This is a genomic window from Pseudoneobacillus rhizosphaerae (genome assembly GCF_917563885.1).
GTDB classification, from domain to species: domain Bacteria; phylum Bacillota; class Bacilli; order Bacillales; family Cytobacillaceae; genus Pseudoneobacillus; species Pseudoneobacillus rhizosphaerae.
Genome location: NZ_CAKJTG010000009.1, coordinates 157,920 through 183,088 on the forward strand (window position 1 = coordinate 157,920; position 25,169 = coordinate 183,088).

The 25,169-nt window shown below is 34.1% G+C and carries 28 protein-coding genes and 1 riboswitch; of the genes, 5 read left to right on the forward strand and 23 right to left on the reverse strand.

Features of this window, described 5'->3' with window-relative positions:
• Positions 1-36: 36 nt before the first annotated feature.
• The 5 genes from LRP83_RS10075 to LRP83_RS10095 all read right to left on the reverse strand — a co-directional run bounded on the left by LRP83_RS10075 (position 37) and on the right by LRP83_RS10095 (position 4,143).
• Positions 37-1,314 carry a Glu/Leu/Phe/Val family dehydrogenase gene (locus tag LRP83_RS10075; RefSeq protein ID WP_230496568.1) on the reverse strand — a complete coding sequence of 426 codons (1,278 nt, stop codon included), beginning with the start codon at positions 1,312-1,314 and terminating at the stop codon, positions 37-39.
• 210 nt (positions 1,315-1,524) lie between these two features.
• Complete coding sequence (locus tag LRP83_RS10080) at positions 1,525-2,109, reverse strand: genetic competence negative regulator (RefSeq protein ID WP_230496569.1); 585 nt, start codon at positions 2,107-2,109, stop codon at positions 1,525-1,527.
• A 188-nt stretch (positions 2,110-2,297) separates the two neighbouring features.
• Positions 2,298-3,065 carry a metallophosphoesterase gene (locus tag LRP83_RS10085; protein ID WP_230496570.1) on the reverse strand — a complete coding sequence of 256 codons (768 nt, stop codon included), beginning with the start codon at positions 3,063-3,065 and terminating at the stop codon, positions 2,298-2,300.
• Between the two features lie 18 nt (positions 3,066-3,083).
• A complete protein-coding gene (locus tag LRP83_RS10090) occupies positions 3,084-3,455 on the reverse strand; it encodes a hypothetical protein (protein WP_230496571.1) in 372 nt (123 codons plus the stop codon).
• A 55-nt stretch (positions 3,456-3,510) separates the two neighbouring features.
• The gene (locus LRP83_RS10095; protein ID WP_230496572.1) at positions 3,511-4,143 is read right to left on the reverse strand and encodes a CBS domain-containing protein; all 633 of its coding nucleotides are present in this window, start codon (positions 4,141-4,143) and stop codon (positions 3,511-3,513) included.
• 155 nt (positions 4,144-4,298) lie between these two features.
• On the opposite strand from LRP83_RS10095, the gene LRP83_RS10100 reads away from it, so the two are divergent.
• Genes LRP83_RS10100 through LRP83_RS10110 form a run of 3 tightly spaced genes read left to right on the forward strand, consistent with a single transcriptional unit; the run spans position 4,299 to position 5,407 of the window.
• Entirely contained in the window at positions 4,299-4,529 is a 231-nt protein-coding gene (locus LRP83_RS10100; RefSeq protein WP_230496573.1) for a spore coat associated protein CotJA, read from the forward strand.
• A complete protein-coding gene (locus LRP83_RS10105; RefSeq protein WP_230496574.1) occupies positions 4,526-4,786 on the forward strand; it encodes a spore coat protein CotJB in 261 nt (86 codons plus the stop codon). The genes LRP83_RS10100 and LRP83_RS10105 overlap by 4 nt, the downstream gene beginning before the upstream one ends.
• Positions 4,787-4,837: 51 nt before the next feature.
• On the forward strand, positions 4,838-5,407 hold the full coding sequence (locus LRP83_RS10110) for a manganese catalase family protein (RefSeq protein WP_230496575.1): 570 nt from the start codon (positions 4,838-4,840) through the stop codon (positions 5,405-5,407).
• Positions 5,408-5,447: 40 nt separating this feature from the next.
• Here the strand turns inward: LRP83_RS10110 and LRP83_RS10115 are convergent, their stop codons facing one another.
• The 5 genes from LRP83_RS10115 to LRP83_RS10135 all read right to left on the reverse strand — a co-directional run bounded on the left by LRP83_RS10115 (position 5,448) and on the right by LRP83_RS10135 (position 9,878).
• The gene (locus LRP83_RS10115) at positions 5,448-5,903 is read right to left on the reverse strand and encodes a DUF2663 family protein (RefSeq protein WP_230496576.1); all 456 of its coding nucleotides are present in this window, start codon (positions 5,901-5,903) and stop codon (positions 5,448-5,450) included.
• Positions 5,904-5,989: 86 nt separating this feature from the next.
• Positions 5,990-6,673, reverse strand: a complete 684-nt coding sequence (locus tag LRP83_RS10120) for a LysM peptidoglycan-binding domain-containing protein (RefSeq protein ID WP_230496577.1) — start codon at positions 6,671-6,673, stop codon at positions 5,990-5,992.
• Positions 6,670-7,275 carry a CPBP family intramembrane glutamic endopeptidase gene (locus tag LRP83_RS10125; RefSeq protein ID WP_230496578.1) on the reverse strand — a complete coding sequence of 202 codons (606 nt, stop codon included), beginning with the start codon at positions 7,273-7,275 and terminating at the stop codon, positions 6,670-6,672. Before LRP83_RS10125 ends, LRP83_RS10120 begins: the two co-directional genes overlap by 4 nt.
• Positions 7,276-7,281: 6 nt before the next feature.
• The gene (locus tag LRP83_RS10130) at positions 7,282-8,796 is read right to left on the reverse strand and encodes a RecQ family ATP-dependent DNA helicase (RefSeq protein WP_230496579.1); all 1,515 of its coding nucleotides are present in this window, start codon (positions 8,794-8,796) and stop codon (positions 7,282-7,284) included.
• On the reverse strand, positions 8,793-9,878 hold the full coding sequence (locus LRP83_RS10135) for a YpbB family protein (protein ID WP_230496580.1): 1,086 nt from the start codon (positions 9,876-9,878) through the stop codon (positions 8,793-8,795). Before LRP83_RS10135 ends, LRP83_RS10130 begins: the two co-directional genes overlap by 4 nt.
• A gap of 265 nt (positions 9,879-10,143) precedes the next feature.
• Between LRP83_RS10135 and LRP83_RS10140 the strand changes: the two genes are divergently transcribed.
• Positions 10,144-10,392: a ferredoxin gene (locus LRP83_RS10140; RefSeq protein WP_230496581.1), complete on the forward strand. Its 249-nt coding sequence runs from the start codon at positions 10,144-10,146 to the stop codon at positions 10,390-10,392.
• 97 nt (positions 10,393-10,489) lie between these two features.
• On the opposite strand, the gene LRP83_RS10145 is transcribed toward LRP83_RS10140, so the two are convergent.
• Together LRP83_RS10145 and LRP83_RS10150 are read right to left on the reverse strand one after the other, a co-directional pair.
• Positions 10,490-11,068 carry an ECF transporter S component gene (locus LRP83_RS10145; protein WP_230496582.1) on the reverse strand — a complete coding sequence of 193 codons (579 nt, stop codon included), beginning with the start codon at positions 11,066-11,068 and terminating at the stop codon, positions 10,490-10,492.
• A gap of 156 nt (positions 11,069-11,224) precedes the next feature.
• A riboswitch (FMN riboswitch) is annotated at positions 11,225-11,355 on the reverse strand.
• A 176-nt stretch (positions 11,356-11,531) separates the two neighbouring features.
• Complete coding sequence (locus LRP83_RS10150) at positions 11,532-12,413, reverse strand: M23 family metallopeptidase (RefSeq protein ID WP_230496583.1); 882 nt, start codon at positions 12,411-12,413, stop codon at positions 11,532-11,534.
• 243 nt (positions 12,414-12,656) lie between these two features.
• On the opposite strand from LRP83_RS10150, the gene LRP83_RS10155 reads away from it, so the two are divergent.
• Entirely contained in the window at positions 12,657-13,739 is a 1,083-nt protein-coding gene (locus LRP83_RS10155) for a nuclease-related domain-containing protein (protein WP_230496584.1), read from the forward strand.
• A 143-nt stretch (positions 13,740-13,882) separates the two neighbouring features.
• Here the strand turns inward: LRP83_RS10155 and LRP83_RS10160 are convergent, their stop codons facing one another.
• The 11 genes from LRP83_RS10160 to LRP83_RS10210 form a co-directional block, all read right to left on the reverse strand.
• Complete coding sequence (locus LRP83_RS10160; protein WP_230496585.1) at positions 13,883-15,052, reverse strand: RsiX family anti-sigma factor; 1,170 nt, start codon at positions 15,050-15,052, stop codon at positions 13,883-13,885.
• Complete coding sequence (gene sigX, locus LRP83_RS10165; RefSeq protein WP_290369529.1) at positions 15,024-15,599, reverse strand: RNA polymerase sigma factor SigX; 576 nt, start codon at positions 15,597-15,599, stop codon at positions 15,024-15,026. The genes LRP83_RS10160 and sigX overlap by 29 nt, the downstream gene beginning before the upstream one ends.
• 206 nt (positions 15,600-15,805) lie before the next feature.
• Entirely contained in the window at positions 15,806-17,596 is a 1,791-nt protein-coding gene (locus tag LRP83_RS10170; RefSeq protein WP_230496587.1) for an ATP-binding protein, read from the reverse strand.
• Positions 17,593-18,309, reverse strand: coding sequence for a response regulator transcription factor (locus LRP83_RS10175; protein WP_230496588.1), 717 nt, complete (start codon positions 18,307-18,309; stop codon positions 17,593-17,595). Before LRP83_RS10175 ends, LRP83_RS10170 begins: the two co-directional genes overlap by 4 nt.
• A gap of 153 nt (positions 18,310-18,462) precedes the next feature.
• Positions 18,463-19,647, reverse strand: coding sequence for a c-type cytochrome biogenesis protein CcsB (gene ccsB / locus LRP83_RS10180; RefSeq protein WP_230496589.1), 1,185 nt, complete (start codon positions 19,645-19,647; stop codon positions 18,463-18,465).
• Between the two features lie 12 nt (positions 19,648-19,659).
• Positions 19,660-21,282: a cytochrome c biogenesis protein ResB gene (resB, locus tag LRP83_RS10185; protein WP_230496590.1), complete on the reverse strand. Its 1,623-nt coding sequence runs from the start codon at positions 21,280-21,282 to the stop codon at positions 19,660-19,662.
• Positions 21,283-21,314: 32 nt separating this feature from the next.
• Positions 21,315-21,851, reverse strand: coding sequence for a thiol-disulfide oxidoreductase ResA (resA, locus tag LRP83_RS10190; RefSeq protein WP_230496591.1), 537 nt, complete (start codon positions 21,849-21,851; stop codon positions 21,315-21,317).
• Positions 21,852-21,942: 91 nt separating this feature from the next.
• A complete protein-coding gene (gene rluB, locus LRP83_RS10195; RefSeq protein ID WP_230496592.1) occupies positions 21,943-22,668 on the reverse strand; it encodes a 23S rRNA pseudouridine(2605) synthase RluB in 726 nt (241 codons plus the stop codon).
• Between the two features lie 214 nt (positions 22,669-22,882).
• Positions 22,883-23,419 (reverse strand): spore maturation protein, encoded by a 537-nt coding sequence (locus LRP83_RS10200; RefSeq protein ID WP_230496632.1) that lies wholly within the window; start codon positions 23,417-23,419, stop codon positions 22,883-22,885.
• 6 nt (positions 23,420-23,425) lie between these two features.
• Positions 23,426-24,013 carry a nucleoside recognition domain-containing protein gene (locus LRP83_RS10205; protein ID WP_230496593.1) on the reverse strand — a complete coding sequence of 196 codons (588 nt, stop codon included), beginning with the start codon at positions 24,011-24,013 and terminating at the stop codon, positions 23,426-23,428.
• Positions 24,006-25,148, reverse strand: coding sequence for a D-alanyl-D-alanine carboxypeptidase family protein (locus tag LRP83_RS10210; RefSeq protein WP_230496594.1), 1,143 nt, complete (start codon positions 25,146-25,148; stop codon positions 24,006-24,008). Before LRP83_RS10210 ends, LRP83_RS10205 begins: the two co-directional genes overlap by 8 nt.
• Positions 25,149-25,169: the final 21 nt, after the last annotated feature.

The window sequence follows — 25,169 nt, forward strand, 5'->3', positions numbered from 1 at the left end:
ATATCAATTTATTAAGTCATATTTCATAGCTTAGTTTTAAATCCAACCTCTATATCTACTAGCTTCTGCCATTTTTCTAACTCCAACCATATATGCAGCTAATCTCATATCTACTCGGCGGGATTGGGCTGTATCATAAATATTATTAAATGATCTTATCATAACTTTTTCAAGTTTTTCCTCGACCTCTTGTTCGCTCCAGTAATAACCTTGGTTATTTTGAACCCATTCGAAATAAGAAACCGTTACTCCACCTGCCGAAGCTAAAACATCAGGAACAAGAAGAATTCCGCGATCTGTTAAAATTTGGGTAGCTTCTAGAGTAGTTGGGCCATTTGCAGCTTCTACCACAATGGTTGCGCGAATATTATGTGCATTTTCCTCTGTAATCTGATTTTCAATTGCAGCCGGCACTAAAATATCACAATCTAATTCAAGCAATTCTTTATTGGTAATGGTATTATCAAATAATTTTGTAACCGTTCCAAAACTATCTCTACGATCCAGTAAATAGTCTATATCAAGTCCATTAGGATCATAAAGAGCACCATATGCATCAGATATTCCAACCACTTTTGCACCTGCATCGTGCATGAATTTGGAAAGGTAGCTTCCTGCATTACCAAATCCTTGAACAACAACGCGTGCACCTTCTAATTGAATACCCTTCTTTTTAGCAGCTTCGTAGATACAAATGGTTACACCCTTAGCTGTAGCAGATTCACGACCATGAGATCCACCTAATACAAGCGGTTTACCTGTAATAAATCCTGGCGAATTAAATTCATCAATTCGACTGTATTCATCCATCATCCAAGCCATAATTTGGGAATTTGTAAATACATCTGGGGCCGGGATATCTTTTGTAGGACCAACAATTTGACTAATGGCTCTTACATAGCCTCTACTCAATCTTTCAAGTTCGCGAAAAGACATATCACGTGGATCACAAATGATACCACCTTTTCCCCCACCATATGGTAAATCAACAATTCCACATTTTAAACTCATCCAAATAGAAAGCGCCTTTACTTCTTTTTCCGTTACACCTGGGTGGAAACGAATTCCTCCCTTAGTAGGACCTACAGCATCATTGTGCTGAGCACGGTAGCCAGTAAAGACTTTTACAGACCCATCATCCATTCGTACTGGAATTTTTACAGTCATCATACGAAGAGGCTCTTTTAAAAGCTCGTACACTTCTTCAGTGTATCCAAGCTTCTCTAAAGCCTTATGAATTACAGTTTGAGTTGACTTTAAAACGTCATGTTTGTCTTCAATTTGTTTATTTTCAGCACCCTTATCGGCTACCATTTGTAAACCTCCTAAAAAACACTATTACGGTCTTAGTCCGCTTCCATGACATAGTATACACCTTTGTTTTTTTAATGCAAGATGAAAAATAAACTTTTCTCCATTTTTTGATTATTTTATGTAAACGCTAACAAAATTATTTACATAAACAGTTTTTTATAAAGATTTGCTGTTCATAAAAACAGAGGTGTTATCCACCTCTATAAAAAACTATTTAAAAAAATGATTAACTTTCTCTATTGCCTTTGATTCCATTATGACAGTTCCATATTCTTGTAGCACATGCGTGCTCACCAATGATGGGGTACCATATTCAGAAAGAATACAATCAATTTTATCGAAGATAATGTTGTGGGAGGAATCAAAATATAAGTAGTACTTATTATCCTTTAAGTATAGACTTCCATCTAATACATTTAAAGAAAACAGACGTTTTGACAATTGTATGACATCTTCAAAATCGCCAAATTCAAATAAAAATTCATTACACCCTCCTAGCGTAACTTGCATCTCAATAAACCCATCAGATCGGAAGTCTTCTTCTTCTACTTCATCGTCTTCCATCGTAATAATCATTATCATACCCTGTGTTTGTAAGGAAAAAACCTCAACTGCTACTTGACCACGTATATCAACGCCAAACTCGTCAGAAGCCTCATCCAACATTTCATGGAACAATTGGTGCCACTTATTTGAGTCCTTCCAAATGTCTTCTTTAGAAATCCCCCGATCAAAAAGATCATCGGAGCTAAGAGAAACTTTAATTTTATTAATCGTAATTCGCTCTAAGCGCATGTCGATGCCTCCTGCTATGACGTAACTATTCACTGATAGGATTTTTCAATTTGCTTAAAAGAACAACCCATAAAACTAATGCAGTTTTTAGAAATTGCTCTAGTTAAATCTTATTTACAGTGTATGTTCATCATTGGAGGATGGTGATTTGTCTAAATTTTGTAATCTCACCTATTGGTTGGTAAATTTTAAATTCCTTTTTTCAGGGTAATTAAATGTGTTTCAGCTCTAGCTCCTAATCTCATTGGAATTGCTGTAGTTCCATATCCATTACTAGTAAGAAGAATGGTATGAGGAAGTTTTTTAATTCCACCTTTTTCATAAGGACTGTACCCAAAAATCCGAATTTGTCCACCATGTGTATGTCCTGCTAATACAAGACGAATATTTTGGTCTATAGTCATTTTGGTGGTTATTCTTGGATCATGCGATACTAATATTCTAAATCCTTCCTCACCTGCATCAGATAAAGCATAATCTAGTCGATCTCTTTTTTCATTCAAATCATCTACGCCCAATAATACTAATGTTTCACCTGCAGAGGACTCAAACTTAACTGCAGTGTTATCAAGTATTTTTACACCATTTGACAGTAAAAAGGCATCTAATTCATGGTAATCCACTTCATAATCATTATTTCCCCATACAAAGTAAACGGGTCCCAATTCTTTTAGTAATTCAATATTATTTTTTACTTGGTTAAATGGAACTCCTTTTTCAGTTAAATCCCCACCAATGATCACCATATCTACTTTTTTATTTATTTTAGCCATTAATCTTCTTGAAATTTTTCTACGATGAATATCAGATATAAAAAAAATAGTAACATCACCAAAAGTATCAGGAAAGTCCGGAAATCGAATTTCGTTTTGGATTACCTGATTAAGGAATCCCTCTTTAATCATATAAATAAGAAGGCCGATAATAATTAATATACCTAAACCTATAAACTCCATTTTACCTCCACCGAAAAATTAATTATTTTTACCAATTGTCATCATACCATACACAAAAGAAAAACTAAAAAACAAAGTCATTGGCCATAAGTTCAATTTCACCAGAAAAAAACAGGTAAAAATAAGTATTAGTATATTTAGAATAGGCTCCAGCATCATATTCCCATTATATTTTTTTACACTTTTAAACATGAGAAAGGTACTCCTAATAAAGATTCCATTTGTAATAAAACCGATAAAAAAGCTGATAGTTGCCACAAAGAACAAAACTGGATTTAGCACAAATTCCATAATGATGTTATGTATCGTTATGGTACTCGGAAGTGGTAACCAATTAATGTAAAAATAACCGAAAATAATCGAAACAATTAACAATGGTAAATATCTCAAAAAAATCCCTCCCATACCAATGTATGAGAGGGTTTTTATTTCAATTATTAATACCTTATATTTCATCAATATTTAAAATTCTAAATCCTGACTCTTCTAATTTTCTTGTGAATTTATCGATATTGTCTTTCTTTTCAATTTTCATTACAATTCTACGAACAAGCTTATCTGTTTCGTCAAACGTAACCAATGAAATAATATGTTCATGAAAATGATGAGCGATTTCAGCTAAACGAGCAATTCTTCCTTCTGTCTCTACTGATGTAAAGGCAATTCTAACACCTGGTCTATTCATTCCAAAAGCACTCTGGAACTGCTCCATTACATCGAAACGAGTAACGATTCCAAGAAATTTCTTATTTGCTCCTACTACCGCAAGTAATGGAAAATCTTTTAAGTCCACTAATGTTTTTTCGAACATTTCATTTCCTTCTAAAAACTTATCCTCATATTTAACAACCTCTGTTACTGGAGTTGTTTCAAGGTAGGTGTCTTTTGATTGATTAGAATTAAAAAAGTTCTCATAAATACCATATCTCGTTACCACTCCAACATATTGATCCCCATCTAAAACAGGAATACCATCAATGGAGTGTTCTTCTAATTTAGTTAGTGCATTTTTAATTGTTTCATTTTGTTGGATTGTTACACAATAGTGTTTCGGAAGCATAATACTTTTAACAAACAATTTTATCACCTCTTAGTAAAATTTAACTCAATTAATATATTCTCCTCTTAATGAAAAAATCCCTCTTCTCCTTGGGAAGAACATTTGATGAACAGGAATAATTAACTATATTTTCACGTATATTTGAGTGATTGTTCTTATAAGGGAGGGCTATTATGTTCACACTTTACAAAACGTACTGTCCATATGTGAGTCCTTTTGATCCTTGTAAGCCTATCGGGGAAAAAGTATTCTCTACTCCACCCAATTTATATATGGGATTCCAACCACCAAATTTACCACAGTTTTCACCCGAGGAGGCTTTAAGAGCGGGGACGCTTTGGAAGGCTTTTTATGATCCATATTTTAATCCTTATGAACAAGGGAAGGGGGCTCGTTCTGAATGAAACAACTTCCTCCAGAATTTTATCCATTAATGGAACAGCTCCAAGCAGTTGATTTTGTTCTTGTTGAATTAACATTATATTTAGATACCCATCCTGAGGATTTAGAAGCGATTAAACAGTTTAATCATTATGCGAAAGAAAGAAAGAAATTAAAGAAAGCCGTAGAAAGTATATATGGTCCTCTACAGCAATTCGGAAATAGTTATTCGGGATATCCATGGAACTGGAATGACTCGCCTTGGCCGTGGCAAATCTAAATAATTTCCGCTTTTAAGTAGATTTTTATTTAGGGGGAGGAATACAACTAAATGTGGATATACGAGAAAAAATTACAATATCCCGTAAGAGTAAGTACCTGTAATCCAATGCTTGCCAAATTTCTAATTGAACAATATGGTGGAGCAGATGGAGAATTAGCTGCTGCATTAAGATATTTAAACCAGCGCTATTCTATTCCAGATAAAGTAATAGGATTACTCACTGATATTGGCACCGAAGAATTTGCTCATTTAGAAATGATTGCCACTATGATATATAAATTAACAAAAGATGCCACACCTGAAATGATGAAAGCTGCTGGTTTAGGAGATCATTATGCGGTGCATGATAATGCCCTTTTTTATCATAATGCCTCTGGTGTCCCTTGGACTGCATCCTATATCCAAGCAAAGGGTGACCCAATTGCTGATTTATATGAAGACATCGCGGCTGAAGAGAAGGCGCGAGCAACCTATCAATGGATTATTAACTTAAGTGATGACCCAGACTTAAACGATGGTCTCCGTTATTTACGAGAAAGAGAAATTATCCATTCTCAAAGATTTAGAGAAGCAGTCGAAATATTAAAAGAAGAAAGAGACAAAAAGATATTTTTTTAAAGCTTTTAATAAAGGTTGGCTCCTAAAAGAGCCAGCCAATTTATTTATGTTCATGAAATAAATTAATATCATATTCCTTCTTCATCATTTCAAAAACCACATGACGATTTTTCCATTCCTCTTCTCTTTTCCATAAATCTTTACTACGATCAACTATTTCACATCTCAATCCATGAAATTCCTTTTCAAACTTCTCCCGCTGCTTTTTTAGTACATTCATCCCGAAATATACTCCTATGATGGTAAGTAAGAAAAGAATGTTTATATCATTACTTAAAAATATTGAAAAAATATCTAAAAATGAATACGATGAGTAATTACCAATTAAATGATAAAGATAAGATAAAAACCATGACGTTAATACAAGTGTTGAAACGATAGAAAGATTATGCGCAAATTTATATTTATCAAATTTCTTTTTCTTTTTGACCACATTTTGAAGCATTTGCTTTGTCGCTGGGTCCGTTTTCTCATCTAGTGATTTGATAGGTTCCATCTACTTCCCTCTCTCATCATATAAAAATAGGCTCTTGTCCACATTATATGTTGGAGAATAAAAAGGAATGATAACTAAATACTATTTTATTTAGGTATTTTTAATACTTGTCCTACCATGATTTCAATCCCATTTAAATTATTAGCTTTTTGAATAATTTCAATTCCTGATTGGGATTGATAATATTTTATTGCTATCCGGAATAAATTTTCATTTGGTTGAACCGTATGATAGATTAGATTAGTTTTGGTTGTAGTTTCCCCTACATTTGTTGTATCAGTCTGTGTTTGTTCCTTTTCTGCAGAAGGTTGATTCGTTGTGTCTAATTCCTCTTCCTTTACAGGTTCGGTAGTTTCTTGGTCCGAAACATTTTCATTCTTTTCTGCTTCATCATCCACTACTTCCTCGATAGTGGGAGTTTCTTCAGCCATTTCCTCACCTACAGGTTCCAAAACATCATTCTCTTCAACATTTATCTCATATCCACCACGGTCTACTGTACTGACCTTATCACTAGTATTTATATCCTTGGAGCCTAAAACAGAATATGCACTAATAATGACAACTGGTAACAAAATAAAGAACAATGCTAATAAACGAATAATGGGAAACTTTACTTTTAATTTTGTTTTATTCTTTTTATTTCGGTGAATATCCGTTCGACTAGGTAATTCATGTTTTTCTGTTATGACGACTCCACCATCTTTTACCTTTTCTATTTTTTGTCTTAATCTTTCTGCTTGATTACGATACGGTTCTTCGTGATTCATGAAAAATCACTTCCTTTGTTCTGTGATTTTTTATTTTTTATCATAATAAAACTGCCAAGAAGGAAATCCACAATAAAATGCATAACAAACGTTACAGCAAGGTTATCAGTTAAGTAAAAGATATACCCAATAAGAAAGCTTAAAATGATTATATTCGCAAATAGATACCAGTTAAATAAATACCTATAGTGAATAACAGCAAAAATAATGCTTGCCCCAATCAATCCAACATGAGTTTGAATAATACCACGGAATAATAATTCCTCACTAAAAGCAACAAACAAAGCAATTATAGCGATATGAAGTATATTTCTATTCTGAAAAATCTTTTCATTTAATCCTCCATCATCATAAAATGACTTTGGGAGAACTTTCATAAAAAATAAATCCATAAACACTACTAATATGCCTGCAAGTACTCCAATCGAGAAAATGGAAGTGTCGTTCCAGATAAATAAAGACCCGATAAACCATAAATCCTTATAAATAATTAATCCTAAAATTAGCGATATCGATAATAATATTACTTGAGTTACATATAAGTGTACTAAAAGTTCTCTTTCTGACAAATCCCTGACTAAATCTTGATATTTATTTTTCATCCAGGTTCACTCGCCTTTATCGATTGGAGTTAACAGTTTCGTTAACTTCCAAACCCAATCTTTCATTTCATCTTTTACTTCCTCACTTTTACTTTTAATTGGATGAAAATCATTCAAATTTAATCCACAATGGTCACAACAGTTAGATATTTTATGAGCAAGGTCCGGCTCTCCAAAATGATTCAATATGGCATTTCTTTTACAATCTGTTTTTTTTATAAAGTTAACCATTTCAAATATCTTTTTGATTTTCAGATTTCTTCTAGTACATACAAAGTTTTTAAATTTATTCATAATCGTATTTAAGGTACCATGCTGATCAAAATGGCTTTGAATATAGTCAAGAGTGACCCTCCATTGAATTTCCGTAAAGCCTCCTCGATGCCTTATTTCTTCTGTAAGGATTTTTGTTACATTTTCTTTAACAACACTATGATCAATTTCATGAGTAAGCCAATCCAATTGGGAGAGAGATGGCAATTCCCCCTCAGCTAATTGAAGAGCCAGACTTTCATCCCCATTGGCATAGAGAAGAATAGCTATACTTTGTTTTCCATCCCTTCCTGCACGACCAATTTCTTGAAGATAGGATTCCATTTGCAATGGCATATGGAAATGGATAACAAATCGAATGTCTTCTTTATTTATTCCCATACCAAATGCACTCGTTGCACAAATATAGTCTACTTGGCCATAAAGAAACTGTTGTTGAATCAAAATTCTGTCTTCATGAGTCATTCCACCATGATATGCCATCACTTTAGTTATCCCATGTAGCTTTAATAATTCAACTGTTTGTTCTGCTAGTTTTTTACTCGAAAAATAAATGATACCTGGCCCCTCTAAATTCTTAAGATGAGAGATAACAGCTAGTTGCTTTGCTTTCATATCTTCATAAAACTCGGTCTTTATTGCAATATTGGGCCTGTCAACAGTTGTTTCATATATAGCTGCCTGTTGAATAGCTAATGTTAGGATAATATCTTTTGTCACTTCTGTTGTAGCAGTGGCAGTCAACGCTAATGTAAGCGGTGACTGAAGTTGTTTACGTATTTCACCAAGCTTTAAATAATCAGTTCGAAAGTCATACCCCCATTGTGATATACAATGTGCCTCATCGATGACAAACAAAGAAATATTTAAATGTTGAAGCTTTTTAAAAATATACTCAACTTGTAACATTTCTGGTGAAATAAATATGAATTTATAACTAGCTAGAGAGTGTATTACCACGTTTTTTTGATCATGATTTAAAAAAGAATTAATGGCAACGACGCTCTTTTCTCCTTTAGCCTTCATTTGCTCAACTTGATCCTGCATGAGAGAGAGCAATGGAGAAACGATTAACACATGGCCGTCCAAAATATTTCCGACAAACTGATAACATAATGATTTACCAGTTCCTGTAGGTAATACTCCTATTGTATCCTTGTTTTCCAAAAGCGAGGTAATAATCTCCTTTTGTCCTGGACGAAATTCTTTAAAACCAAAAAGCTCAAATAATGTTCCCTCAAGATTCATATGGGCTCACCTAACCTTGCTTGAACAAGTCTTATTTGAAAATAGGAGATATTCTCCTTTAACTCTTGACGAATCATTTTTAATTGCTTTGAATTTAATTTTTGAATTACCACCCTAATTTTATGTTCAACTTCGATTGGGACAAAAGGTTCCAATGAAAAATCCGTTTCATTTAAGGCAATTTCAACAATATGATCCTCAATAGTGCTATTTTTTAAGTTTCTAGCAGATGCTATTTCATCGATATTATATCCTAATTGTAAGTATCGATATGTTACTAAGGAAGAGTTAGTTAATACAATTGGTTTTTGATAATCAATTAAAAGATTTTGAAGAATAGGATATTGGTTTCTACTAGCTGAAATCCTATCAATCATATAGTGTATGGTACTTAAAAAATGTAAATGAAAATAGTTCATATCCATTTTAAACAATTCTGCTACTTGAACTGAAGTTAATCCAATTTGTTTATGACCTGTTAATCTCCAAACAACCACCTCAGGCATAATTTCATCTTTGGTGTTTAGACAGTTAATAACTTCTTGCAATAACTCATTGGATAGTTCTTCCCTTTTTTTACTAAGCTTTATTAAAATTTCTTTTACCCAATCAGATGTCTTATTATCATTTTGAATAGGTATGTAGGATGAATTGTAATTGATTAAATTTGAACAAACCTGAATCAGTAGTGTTAACCTTTTCCAAAAATCTTCTTGAATAGAATGGTACTTCCACCCATTAAGGGCACCCGGTATTGGCATCTTTATTAGAGTTTGCTCTAAATGAGCCATTCCTCTTGTTGTAATCTTATATTTATCAACATCCACTATTTGAATATAATTTTTGCTATTAAGATCTCTAATTATTTCTTCGAAAAAGTTACGGCTTAATTGAGGGAATGTTTGAAAAAGATTTGTCATATTAAACAAATGCGCATCTTGAATAGTTTGAGATGACTTTTTCCCTTTGAGCAAATGGTATATGGAATAAGTGGTACGTTCCCCATTAATCTTTTGTAAGCAAGAAAGAATTAAACAAGATAAATAAGTTTCCACTCGTTTTTCACCTACTAAAACATTCATGATTTTTGAAAATAAGTGTTGATTCAACTAATCTCGACAAAAACCTACTTTTATTTTACCATGTTTAGGTAGGGTCTGGGGCTAAAAAATGTTGAAAAAAAGGACATAAAATGGTAACAAACCCTTATTTGATAAGTATTCTCAATACATTCCCTATTGAAAAGTTCGTCATTCAGTTTTACAATAGGGAATGAGGAATGCGTTTCCAATCATTCTATTGGAAACGTTTCATGAATCATTGTTTAATTATTGGGAGGTTTTTTTCATGGCAAAGTATACAATTGTTGACAAAGAAACTTGCATCGCTTGTGGAGCATGCGGAGCAGCAGCACCAGATATTTATGATTACGATGACGAAGGTATTGCATTCGTAACTCTAGACGATAACGCAGGTATCGTTGAAATTCCAGATGTATTAATTGATGATATGATGGATGCTTTTGAAGGATGTCCAACTGATTCTATTAAAGTTGCAGATGAGTCTTTTGACGGTAACCCTACAAAGTTCGAATAATTTTTATTAGTTAAGTTACTAGCCCCTTCAAATGAAGGGGTTTTTATTTGGAATGAATAAAAAAACACAACGGTCAAACAAACCGTTGTGTTTTCATTTATATTTTATAAGTAGCTTGCTTACCAATCCAACTGTGCAAACGAACATATATAATCATGAACATTCCAGTTACAATTAAGCCTTTAACAAGGTTAAAAGGTAATATCGCACTTACAACCATTTGTCTAGTATCAGGTGCAGACATAGCCGGTACATTCAAAAAGAAGGTATAAGCCGGTAAAATAACAAAATAATTTAGGATACTCATTAATATTGCCATAATGATTGAGGCACCAACTAAAGCAAATGTCATCCCTTTTTTCGACTTAAGCTTTAGGAATATAAAATGAGTTGACAAAACAAAAATAGTTCCCGCAATAAAATTAGCGGTATGGCCAACTGGTACACCTGTTGCACTTCCGGTCATAAAATAATCAAGAATATTTTTAAATAACTCGACGAGAACACCCGCCATTGGACCGAAAATTAATGCAGCGATTATTGCAGGAATATCACTAAAGTCAATCATTAAAAAGTTTGGAAATGGTGGCAGTGGAAAATTTAATAACATAAGAATGTACGAAATACTGCTCAACATACCAATTGAAATTAAAGCCTTAATTTTTAATCTTTTCATTTCTTCCTCTCTCCTTTTGTGACCTACTTCACAAAGAGAAAGGTTCAGCAAAAAACAGCCTAAATAAAAATCCCCCAAGAATTACCTTCTTGAGGGAGAATTCAAAGGCATGCTTAATAATCGTTTAAAACCCTACATTTTAAACGATCGCAGAACCTCCATCTTCTCCCATCCAGACTTTACTGTCGGCTTTGGAATCGCACCAAATCCTGCCTTGCGGCTCGCGGGCTTAGAGAAACATCCTCATCACCGCCGGTCGGGAATTTCACCCAGCCCCGAAGATAGATCTATTTTTTTACAAATTTATTATACTTTAAATACAGAATTGTGTGAAGAAAAATGCTTATATATTTTATTAGATAAGGCTGTTTTCGTAACTTTGCTAAAAACAGCCTGATATAAAAAGAGTTACAAAGCAACTATTAATAATTGCTTTGTAACTCTTTTTTCATAAATATCCATTTTATTTGTTTGGATTATTTAATTTTTGTAATGGATAGATAACATCCGATTGTAAATGATTTAAGTTTTTAAGCTCATCAATTGACAATTTAGTTCTTACAGAAATGGAAGATAGTGTATCACCTTCTTGGACCACATAACTATTGTTTTTGGATTTAGGTACTTTCAGAGCTTGGTTTTCATAAATTTTTGTATCTGTTATCGTATTCATTCCTTGTAGCTTTTCAATTGTCGTTGAGTAAATTTGTGCAATTGACCAAAGGGTTTCTCCCGATTTTACATTGTGAATAGCCATACTCTCTTCAGCTGTTGTCTCACTTTTTTCTTGGATAATGTTTTTCACAACAAATTGGGCATTTTCTTCTTCTGAGGCTTGTACCAAATTTCCAACTTCAACTTCTCCAAGAACTAGAGCTGGATTAAATGCGTTCTTTTTTTCGAACGTCCATTCGTTTTCATGTACCTCAAAGTGGAGGTGAACACCGTTCGACTCCCCTGTATTTCCCATTCTACCTATTATTTGACCTTTATTTATTCGTTGTCCCTCATTAACTTCTCTTTTATTTAAATGCGCATATATCGTTTCTAAATTACTGTTATGTTTAATAAATATAACATGTCCATATGTATCGGAATAGTATGATTTGGTTACCGTTCCATCGTCTACAGCAATAATTGGTGTATTTAAACTACCTGCAATATCAATTCCTTTATGTTGACCAAATCTTGTTCCATACGTATCCGATATAATTCCATCAGTCGGCCAGAGCCAATCTATTGGCTTATCCAAATTACTTGCTTGAGGCTTACCTCCAAAGAATAACAAACTAACACAAAGTGCCATAATTCCCGCGATTAAAAATCGCTTTAAATAGTCAAGCATGTTGCTCCTCCTTCAACTTGTATTCCCCTATCCACCATATGTATGTGTGAATATTTTTAGAACAATTCTAACGAAGAGTACTATGTTAGACACATTTCTTAGAATAGGACATGTCCACGGATTTTATACAAAATTAGGTAAAAAATAAATTGTTTAGAAAATATTCAATAATTACTTAACAAATTACTATGTTATTTCTATATGATTTATTTGTACGTAGAATTTATGAGGGGAAATGATGCTATGGCTTTTAAAGAAAGAACTGAATCAAATTTATTAAAGTGTCTCAGAATATTGAACATAAGAATGGAATTAACTGAAGATGAAAGAAGGTATTATTTAAATCTAAAAAAAGGCTACGAAGGTGAAATACAGTTCGATTTAATAACCGAGAAGCTTCAAAGCAATTGCTTAATTTTAAACGATTTGCAGCTAAAGGCTAATAACACAACTTCCCAGTATGATACCTCTATTATTTTTCAAGAAACCTTTCATCTATTTGAGGTGAAGAATTTTGAAGGTGATTTTTGTTACGAACCCGATAAATTACAATCAGTCAAAGGGATAGATTATAAAAATCCTTTACACCAGATAAATCGAAGCACAATCATCCTAAATCAATTACTTCAAAGCCACCGAATTAATTTTAATATTGAAGCACACGTCGTATTTATTAACCCCGAATTTACTTTATTTCAAGCACCACCAAACCTACCATTTATTTATCCAACTCAGTTGAATCGCTTTTTAAAAAAGTTTAATACAATTCACTCCAGCTTAAATAACTTTCACAAGCAGTTAGCTGGTAAACTAGTTTCTTTGCACCAGACTGAATCCCCTTATGCTTTATTGCCTAAATATGAGTATTACCAGCTTAAAAAGGGAATAACCTGTAAAGATTGTCAATCGTTTTTGATATCGGTTCATGGGAATTATGCCTTGTGTAGTGAATGCGGATGTAAAGAATCAGTTGAATCAGCCGTAATTCGTAATGTGATGGAAATTAAACTTCTTTTCCCTGATAGGAAAATCACAACAAATATTGTTTATGATTGGTGTGCAATTATATCTTGTAAGAAGAGGATTAGTCGGATTTTGGGGAGGAACTTTAAGGTAATTGGTGTCCATCAATGGGCATATTTCAAGTTAGTGGAGTTTATTGATTTAATGATAGATATTATGACAATAAATTTGGTGTGTTTTGTTCTTCATTGTCCTTATGAAAGACATTTTAAACATTTATCCATGTGTTTTGTCCTTCATCGACCTTATGAAGGACATTTTCATCATCTATTCCATGTGTTTTGTCCTTCATCGACCTTATGAAGGACATTTTTAACATCTACTCTATGTGTTCTGTCCTTCATAGGCTTTACACAAAATATTCAATCAATAATTTAGGCGAACTATGTATTTTTATTTAAATCAACAGAAAAAGAGTCTGATCCTTAAAATCAGACTCTTCATATTCAATGTAATATCACTTTATTAGGTGCGACAGGAACTTTAATTTCGTTTTCCATATTAAACCTGCCAATTTGAGTAATTGGACTATTTTCAAATTTCACGGATTTATATCCAAACTCCTTGGCGGTTAATAGGATTGCCTCAATGCAATATACATATTTAGATTCATCTAGTAATTGTTCTTCACCCGTAAAGGTCAAAACCAATTGTTCTTGGGAACTTACATTAATATCAAATACAAATTCGGCTGGAATCGATGGTTCTAAACCATAAGTAACATTACCAGCTCTCATGGATTCAAGAGCTGCTGCAATATCTGAAAACCCTTCAATTCCAGGTACAATGAATGGCGAATTTTGAGTATTTGGTCTAAATATGAAGTAGGATTTCTTTTTGGTTTCAGGTTTATTGACTTCAAATCGTTCTCCATAATTCCCAAGCATAATCCCCGGGTTACCATTTGTACTGAATGTGATTTTCTGGAGGTTCTCATTGCGGCTTATCGTTTCCTCCAAAATACTAATAAATAAGGTTTCATTAGCCGACCCATTTCCGTATACATGATCTTCAGGTACATCAATATTCATTGTCTTCTCGTCTATCATACTTAAAGTGGCGTTTAACGGAAAATAATCGCTTAATCCCCATTGTTCTTCTGTTAACTTTTCAGCTTGGCTTTGATATAGTTCGACCCATGAGCTATTCTTTGGTACTAAGACCGAAACAGGTACAAATATTTGGGCGTTCTGATCAGGAATGGTATAAGTAATGACTTGTTGTTCATCTAGTTCTTCTTCGTATATGGCAGTTTCAGCAGGTGCTGCCATAATTGAAATATCTTGATGGCCACTAGAAATCCCATTTTTAGTATCATCATCAGGCATAATTTTCGTCATTTCCATTTTATCACTGTTATCTAATACATCCTTACTTTCCTGTTTTAAAGCGGAATCTTGAAAATTCCCTTGCCATACTTGTGGGGCTAATATGAATAACAACAGAACTGCCGCAAGAGTTGCTACAGAAGGAACAATCCAAGCTGGTGCTCTTCGTTTTTTCGTTTTTAAAGAAAGACTTTGATAGATGTCACGAGGATCGCGATGATCTTTTATTTTTGGCATTTGCTGTAATAATTGTTCGAGCTCATGATCGCTCCACTCTGACTTTTTCATTGGTGTTTTCCTCCTTCCCTAGCAATTCTTCCATGTTCTTTTTCAAAACCTTTAGAGCTCGGTGCTGCGTTGTTTTCACTTTACTTTCAGTCCAACCAAGCGCTTCCGCTGTTTCGGTTATCGATAATTCCTGAATATATCTCATAATTACGACCATTTTCTGGTCTACCGTACAGTTTTCTAATCCTTGATACATCAATTGAATTTCTTCTTTCTGTATAGCTATTTCTTCAGGGATTGGATACTCATCTTTTACTTGCTGAGACGACCAGTCAAACTTCTCCATTATTTTTTGTTTCCAGCCCTTTTGTTTGCGAAAAGCATCAATAGCTACGTTCCTTGCGATTGAAAATAACCATGTTTTCTCACTACTTTTCCCCTCAAAGTGTTGATGAGATTTTAACACTCTGATGTATACCTCTTGCATTAAGTCTTCCGCTTGCTCTCTATTTCTCACCATATAAAAGAGAAATTGAAAAACATCTTGATGGTACTTTTCATAGAGATCGTTGAAAACGGAGTCCAAAGCCATCCCCTCCCCGTTCATAGAATTAGTCGTAATTTATATAGAAAAAGTTTCACTTTTAAATATAGACTTTTTCATAATAAAAAGGAAGGTATTTTATGTAAAAACACCTTCCTTTAGTACAATATTATTTAAAAATTTAGATTATTACCTTTACTGCAACAACTAGCCTCTCACGCTTTTAATTGTTACATGTGAATCAAGAACTTTCGGCATTTTTCCTTGTTTTACTCGTTTCTTCGCGGAATAAAGAAGGAAAATGTCGTACCTTGTCCTAATTTACTTTGAACAGAAATATGACCTTTATGCGCATCGACAATATTCTTTGCGATTGCTAATCCGAGCCCAGTTCCAGAACGGCCTCGTGTTCTAGCTTTATCAGCTTTATAAAATCGTTCAAATATAAATGGCAAATCTTCTTCTGGAATACCGGATCCCGAATCCTTAACTTCAAATGACATCCCTTTTTCATCCGTTGTTTCTGTTACGACAACACTACCGCCATTTGGTGTGTGTCGGATGGCGTTATCGATTAAATTCGTTAATACTTGTTCAATACGATCGGGGTCTAGTAAGAAGGAATGATCGCTTTCAGTCATCAATACAGATAACTCAATCTCTCTTTCTTTTGCAAGTCCTTGGAATTTACGAATGATTCGTTGGATATAGACAGGTATTTCTACCCTATCAATAGAAAGTAAAAGGTGGCCTGCTTCCATTCGTGCTAAGTCAAGTAGTTCATTTACTAAACGACCCATTCTGAGTGACTCATCATAGATGACTCTAGCCATTTCCTTCTTCTCTTCATTCGTTTGAGCAATATCATCAATTATGGCCTCACTATAGCCCTGTAACATCGCAATTGGTGTTCTAAGCTCATGTGAGACATTTGCGATGAAATCCTTTCGGAGTTTATCCATCTGTCTTTCTTCTGTCATATCACGAATAACAGCAACAGCACCTCTAATAAATTTATTATTATAAAGAGGTGTCATAATCACAACCCAGTATCTACCTTGTATCGATACTTCACCAACTTGTTCTTGTTCAGTACTTACAGCCATTTGAAAAAGCTCATCCACTTTGGAAGGTATTGCTTCTGTTTTACCATGTGTATTCCCTTGTTCAAAATACCAGTTTTGTAAAAATCTCTCAGCTGGAGGATTTGTAATTAAAATGGTCCCATCACGATTAAAAGTGATTACTCCATCTGCCATACTACTTAATATACTTGATAATTGTTCTTTTTCCTGATTAAGAGCATGCATATTAAATTTGAGCTGTCTTCCCATCTGGTTGAATGCAGTTGCCAATTCGCCAATTTCATCATTTGTTAGGATAGGAACCTTAGTATCAAACTTTCCCCTTGCGACTTCAAAGGCTGCTTCACGCATTTTTCGAAGAGGAGCCGTAATTCTGGTGGATAAAAAGAATGCAAAGATGGTTGTTAAAATTATGGCAACACCAGCAACAAGTAGAATGAACTTTGTTGTTGAGTTTGACGTTTGTTCGATAACTTCTAAAGATTGATAAATAAAAACAGCACCATAGTCAGAATTAGATTGCTTGAAAGGGACACCTATTATAACATGATTAAGATTTTTATCTTGATTAGAATCTGAAAGAGGAAGCGATGATACTTTCTTCTTAATCTCGCCTCCCGCTAACACCTTTGATAACAATGGGTCATTTTCAATATCAGAGAACAAAAGCCTTTGAGATTCTTCAGTATTCGGAGAATAATAAAGTTCATTTTCACCTTCAACAATTAGTACCTTTGTTACTTCATCCACTAATTTCCAAGAAACCTCAAGACCTAAAGATAATTCCTCTTCGTTATGTTCCTCTAAAATACTTGCAATTCTAGTTGCCGTATTAAAAAGTCCCTTTTCCGTTTCAGATATATGATAGTTTTCAAAAAACTGTAAAAGCATAACAGTAAGAATAAACAAAATAAAGGAAACAAGTAAAAGAATCGTTAACCATAATTTCCCTACTACACTTTTAAAAACAATCATTCATTTATGACCTCAAATTTGTAACCCACACCCCATACTGTTACGATCATTCTTGCTGCTTGCTCTGACACTTTATTTAACTTCTCTCTTAAACGCTTTACATGCGTATCCACAGTTCTAAGGTCACCAAAGAATTCATAATGCCAAACCTCTTTAAGAAGCTGTTCACGATCGAATACTTTATCAGGAGCTTTTGCTAAGAAGAATAATAGTTCATATTCTTTAGGAGTTAAGCTAACCTCTTTACCATCTGCTAGTACCCGATGAGCATCGTTATCAATTGTTAAATGTGGGAACACAATGACATCTTTTGTTGAAGTATCAGTTTGCAGATAACTAGTTTGTGAAGAACGACGTAGCAACGCTTTTACTCGTAGTACAACTTCGCGAGGGCTAAAGGGTTTAACGATATAATCATCTGTTCCAACCTCAAAGCCTTGAACACGATTAATTTCTTCACCCTTTGCTGTCAACATAATAACGGGTGTTGCTTTCTTTTCTCTTAATTCTCGACATACCTCAATGCCATCTTTGCCTGGCATCATTAAATCAAGTAAAATAACATCATAATCATTATTGATTGCTTTAACTAAAGCTTCGTTACCATCTTCAGCTTCATCAATTGTATATTCTTCTCGCTCTAAATACATTTTTAATAAGCGACGAATTCTTTCTTCATCATCAACGACTAAAATTCTAACATCCTTTTCCATCAATAATCACCCCATGAATTAATTTTACAAAATAAAAAACTAATTTTCTATGCTTTTTCCTTTAAATATGTTGCAAATTTGGTAATTTATCAATTTAAGTAATTTTTGAAAAAAGCCTTCACGTAATATACTGTGAAGGCAACTTTGTTTTTACTAACCAGCGTAAGAATGTAATCCTGCTATTACAAGGTTAACGGCTACAAGATTAAACATGATAATGACAAATCCAATTACCGCTAACCAAGCGGATTTCTCACCATGCCACCCTTTAGATAATCTAAGATGAAGAAAAGCCGCGTAAAATAACCAAGTAATAAGTGCCCAAACTTCTTTAGGATCCCAACCCCAAAACCGTGTCCAAGCTATTTGCGCCCAAATCATGGCAAATATTAATGCTCCTAAAGTAAATACGGGAAAGCCGATTAATACAGAACGATAACTAATCTCATCCACTAAATCCAAATTAATATTTTTCACTAGTGGTTGAAGTGAAGCCGCAATTCTTTTTCTTAAGATTAATCTTAAAAGAAAATATAAAACTATACCAGAAGCAAAGGACCAAATAACAGTATTTAATTTCTTGGCATTAATGATTGCTGGTGTTTCAATTAATGGTTTAAAAGCGCCTTCTGTTAACAGTTCCCCTTTGTGAGGACCAACTAACGCAGGCATTGTATATTCAGTGGCCACTTCTTTTCCTGCTTTATCAACCCAAGTAAATTCGGCTTGATAATCTAATGCAGAAAATGTAGAGGCCGTTATAACGAAGCCAAGTGTTGTTACTAAACCAAAAAAGACAATTTCTAACCACAAAGTTCGCTTACTAGATTTTGTTTGATCAACAAACTTCACTAAGTAGATTAGCCCCGCAGCAAAACTAATTGCTAAAATAGCTTCTCCAAGTGCAGCCGTTGTTACATGAATATGAAGCCAATCACTTTGTAAGGCAGGAATTAATGGAGATATTTCTCTAGGAAACATACTTGCATATGCTATTACTAAAATAGCTACTGGTAATGTAAATAAACCTAGCAATGGAGTTTTATATATGAAATATATCACTATAAAAGCCCCAACTAACGCCATCCCAAAAAAGGTTGTAAATTCAAATAAATTGCTAACTGGGGCATGACCTGCTGCGATCCATCTTGTAATAAAGTAGCCTACCTGGGAAATGAAACCAATAACAGTTAATATTATGGCAATTTTTCCCCATGCATTTGTTGATTGTTTCTCACCAACACTTTTCTTCGCTTTAATTGCTCCTCCGAAAAACAATGTTGCAATTAAATATAGAATAAAAGCTATATATAATAAGTTTGAACTTAACGTTACCAAACCTTAATCCCCCTATTCCTTTTCCTCATTGATTGATTGATCCATAGGCTCTGTTAGCTTTGTACCATCAATGAGTTGACCAATTTCACGCTTTATCCCATGCCAATTTTTATTTGTATGTGCAGCAATCCAAGTAGTTCCTCCAATTTGTTGAATCCAAATTCGACGATGATTCCAATATGCCCCTTGAATTACACCAATCATAAAGATGAGACCACCAAAAGCAATAGTCCATAGTGTTAAATCTTTACGGACAGTTAACGCAGACACATTTCTTGTTTCAATTCCATTAAAAGACATTTTGTACAAATTATCTTCACCTGGGTCAATAGTTTGTTGAATAGCAACAAAACTCATTTCCCCTTCAGGATTTTCAGGTGAAATGACATTAAACACAAATGCTGGATTATTTGGAACTCTCGATTTCGTAGTAGGCTCCTGATTTTCATCAAATGCAAAATCAGGAAAATAACTTTTTAACTCTACAGAGTAGCCATTTTTTAAATTAAACTCTTTCTCTGGTTCAATTAAATTGATTGTGATATCACCTAATGATTGATCCGAATCTTTTTTTGTTAGCTTAAATGACATTTTACTTAATTCATCTAATTTATAATCTACTTGATAGAGTGCAAAGTTTTCAAATTTTAATGGCTTATTGACCTGAATCGGATATTCTTTTATTTTCTTAAGCTCAGGCTTTTCACCTGGGATGGTATCGCCTTCCTTTTGTAATAAAACAACATTTGATTGGTAATTTTTCACTACCATTCCAACTCTGTCTAAAGCTTTATCGAAAGCTTCATTATCTTTTTCTTTATCATAAATGTCTAAAATGAATTCTTCATTTTTCAGGTAGTATTCTCCATTTGTTTCAGGAATTACTTTCGTTTCTCCTTCGCGAATCCATAAGACCTTATCCACATACATTCCTGGAATAAATCTGAGCATTGCTCCAAATAGAAAAATAATTAGTCCAACATGATTAACATAAGGACCCCATCTAGAGAATCTCCCTTTTTCAGCTAAAAGGTTACCGTTCTCTTCTCTAACGTTATAGCGTTTCTTTACTAACTTTTGCTTAATATCTTCGATTTCATCCTGATTAAGTGAAGGAGATTCACCAAAAACACGTTGTCGCTTTAAAAAACCCTCGTGTCTTGTAACACGTTGACGTTTTAATGCTTTATAAAGTGGTATAACACGATCTAAACTACAGATAACTAAAGAGATTCCAATAGACGCAATTAATATCAAATACCACCAAGAACTATACAAATTATGAAATCCTAATTGATAATATAATTTACCCATCCATCCATATTGATCAGCATAATATTCTGAAGCTGGCATCGTGTTTGGTATATACATCTCTTGCGGTAATATCGTTCCGACAGCAGATGCGCTTAATGTAATAACAATTAGCCAAACACCAACTTTTACTGAAGAGAAGAAGTTCCAAACTTTATCAATTACTGATTTATTATACGTTTGGGAGCGGCGAGCACTTCCTTCATATCTCATATCTAACAAATTCTTATTTTCTTCTTGTTCCTTAGTCAATTTCCCACAGGCTTCACAAAAAACGGTGCCATGAGGATTTACGTGACCACACTCACACTTTACCTCTTTCATACATAAAACTCCTGTTTCTTTAAAGTTTACTATTATTTTTCCTTTAAAGGTTGTATTTGTGTCATAAATTCATTCACCATTGACTCAGTTAAAGCACCAGTATGTATTTTAACGACATCCCCATTTGGGTCAATTAGAAATGTTACTGGCAAAGGATTTACCCCATATGCATTTTGAACCTGTGAATCTTTGTCTATTACATTTGGAAAATCCATTTTTTTTCTTTCGACATATTTGGATACAGCCAAATCAGATTCCCCAATATTTACAGCTAGTACCTGCACGCCTTTATCTTTAAAGTAATGGTATTGATTGTTGATATAAGGCATTTCCTTTTCACAAGGCTTACACCATGTACCCCAAAAATTCAAAAACACTCCTTGCCCTTTGTAATCCGACAATTTATGTTTTTGACCATTTAAGTCGACTAGTGCAAAATCTGGTGCCTTTGAGCCTACATTAACCGCCTTCACATTATCTTTAGTAAAATTGGCATACAAGGTATAGGCAACAGCTGTAGCTAAAATAACTAGAATAATCGATCTTATTACTAACCGTTTTTGCTTCATATGTATCCTCCTAACCCTTAAAAAATACTCACTCATTATACCATTTATTAATATAGACACGTTGTTTTCCTTTTTTACATTTGTGACAGTTCTATGAACTTTTTTGTGCTAAAGTCCTCAGTTGTTTTACTTCATGAGGTGTTAATTCTCTAATATCGCCAGTACCTAAACCTTGTAATGTTAGAAAAGCGTATTTTTCTCGTTTTAATTTCAGCACTTCGTGACCAATTGCTTGGAACATTCTTCTTACTTGACGATTTTTACCTTCATGGATCGTTATTTCAACGATTGATGTCTGTTTCTGATTATCTGACGATAAAAGTTTTGTTCTAGCAGGTGCGGTTACTCCATCTTCTAACTTAATTCCTTTATCGAGCTTTCTTAACTGTTCCTTGGAAGGAATTCCTTTTACTTTCGCAACATACGTTTTATCAATGGCATGGCGTGGATGCGTGAGTAGATTTGCAAATTCACCATCATTCGTCACTAAAAGAAGACCTGATGTCTCATAATCTAATCGTCCTACAGGATATATCCTTTTATCCGTAAATGGGAAAAAGTCTGTTACTACTTTTCTCCCTTTATCATCCTTAACACTAGATATTACTCCTCTTGGTTTATAAAATAAGAAGTAAACAGGCGCCTCTCTTTCAAGAGGGATTTCATTCACTTCTACTCGATCATTTGGTGAAACCTTTATTCCTAATTCTTTAACCACTTTGCCATTTACCTTTACTCTACCTTCTTTAATCCACTCTTCGGCTTTACGTCTTGATGCAACACCAGCGTGAGCAATTACTTTTTGAAGTCTTTCCATTTATGTCACCTCTAAGATTTTCGTATAATAATTCCCTATATTATCCTAATATAAAATAAGAATATTATTTAACTTCCATATGAATTATGACATAAGTTGTCACATTTTCAAAGTAAGTGTTTATTACATTAAATAATTATTAACAATAGCCGTTTTCATTAAAAAAGAAAGAACTCGTAAATTGATGTTTACGAGTTCTTTCTTACTCTTATTTTTAATTCGCACCAAAAAATAATGTCACAACGATAATGGCTACAATTATTCCAACTAAGTCTGCCCAAAGGCCAACCTTTAATGCATCACCCATTTTCCGAATCCCTACTGCTCCAAAATAAACGGTGAGTACATAAAACGTTGTATCCGTACTCCCTTGTAGAACGGAGGCAAGTCTTCCCAAAAATGAATCCGGTCCATGTGTCGCTATCAAATCACTCGTCATCCCTAATGCTGCTGTTCCTGATATCGGTCGAATAATTGCTAACGGAAGTATCTCAGGTGGGACACCGATGGCTAATAGCCCAGGACCAATCCAACTCATTAGATATTCTAATGCTCCCGATGCTCGAAAAATGGAGATAGAGACGAGCATTCCAACAAGAAAAGGGATAATAGACACCGCAATTTTAATACCTTCTTTTCCCCCATCAACAAAGCTTTCATAGGTGGGAACTTTTTTGAAGGTGCCATACATTAGAATAAATCCAATCATGACAGGTATAATCCATAATGAAATTCCTGATATAATCTCCATCATATCTCATCCTTTTCGAATACGGCGATAATAAAAAAAGCGATCTATTAAAATGGCAGCTATTGCAGATAAAATAGTTGTAACAAGCGTAGGACCCACAATTTCAGTTGGAGAGACAGATTCGTACTTCATCCGTATGGCAATAACCATAGTTGGAACTAATGTAACACTAGCCGTATTTAATGCTAAAAAAGTCACCATCGAACGACTAGCCTCATTAATCCCCCCATTTAATTCCTTTAACTGTTCCATCGCCTTTATCCCAAGGGGTGTCGCCGCATTTCCTAAGCCGAACATATTTGCAATCATATTAGATAATATATATCCTAATGCTGGATGATTTGAAGGGACATCCGGAAAAATACGTCTTACAAAAGGTTTAAATAGTGCTGTTAGCTTGTTCAGAAGACCCGAGTCTTCAGCAATTTTCATCATTCCTAACCAAAACACTAGGACACTTATTAAGCTGATACAAAGAGTTACTGCTTCCGCAGCACCTTTAAAGATTGCTTCATTCACTTCATTCATTGTCCCGTTTATCGCTGCAAACACTAATCCAATAATTGTCAGTCCAACCCAAATATAGTTAACCATTCGTCTTGCCTGCACTTAAAATAGAAAGAAATATACTTTTAAAGTATTCAGTAAACTTTTTCTCCTCTTTCAGCTCCTGTTTAAAGAAAATAGATACGTCCTCAATCGGTCTATTATCCAAATAAACAATTGCTTTTCCAACTACCTCTGGATTTGTCTTCAGCCATTCTTTTGTTGGTTTGATAAGTTTATACTTTACTGAGATTAACTCTTTCTCCTCCTCCTTCACTGGATAAGTAAAGGAGCGTTTAAAGAAGATATGATTCTGATAACTTTTATCTTTTACCTTATCGATTTTTCCTTTTGATATTACTTCCACTAAATCGTAATTTTGAAAACCATATTCAAACATCGAGATATGATCGTTCCAATCATCTGGTGCATTTAATGTGACGGATATTAAATCCATATCACCCTTAGTTGCTGTAGTTACTAGCGTGCGTTTGGCTCTCTTCGTATAACCTGTTTTACCACCTGTAGTATATTTGTATTTACTTAGTAACCGATTTTTATTTCGCCAAACTCGGTCCCACTTTTCTTCAGGATTGGGTGCTTTATGGATCTTAGTTCCTGAAATGACCCTATATGTTTCATTTTGCATAGCATATCGAGTTAAAAGAGCCATGTCATATGCGGTTGAATAATGGTCCTCAAAATTATCTAACCCATGTGGATTCCCAAAGTTCGTGTTTGCCATCCCAATTTCTTTCGCTTTTTGGTTCATTAAAAAAACAAAACCATCGAGACTCCCACCGACATATTCTGCAATTGCTTCTGCGGTATCATTGCCCGACCTAAGCATTAAGCCGTAAACAAGATCTTCTAGTTTTATTTTTTCATTGGGCTTTAAATATACCGAAGAACCTTCTGCTCTCGTTGCCTTAGCACTAACTTGAACCATCTTTTCTAATTTCCCAGATTCAATAGCTAGAATAGCAGTCATAATTTTTGTTATACTTGCAATTCTCTTTTTTTCATGAGCGTCTTTACCAAATAAAACCCGTCCGGATTCTTGGTCCATAAGCACAGCACTACTAGCGCTAACTGAAACAGTTGCGGCGGTCATTTGAGGGAAATTGACAAAAATAAGTGAGACTGCAAGAAAAATGGTGCATAACCTTACAAAACGTTTCATTTGGTCACAAGTCTCCTTCTA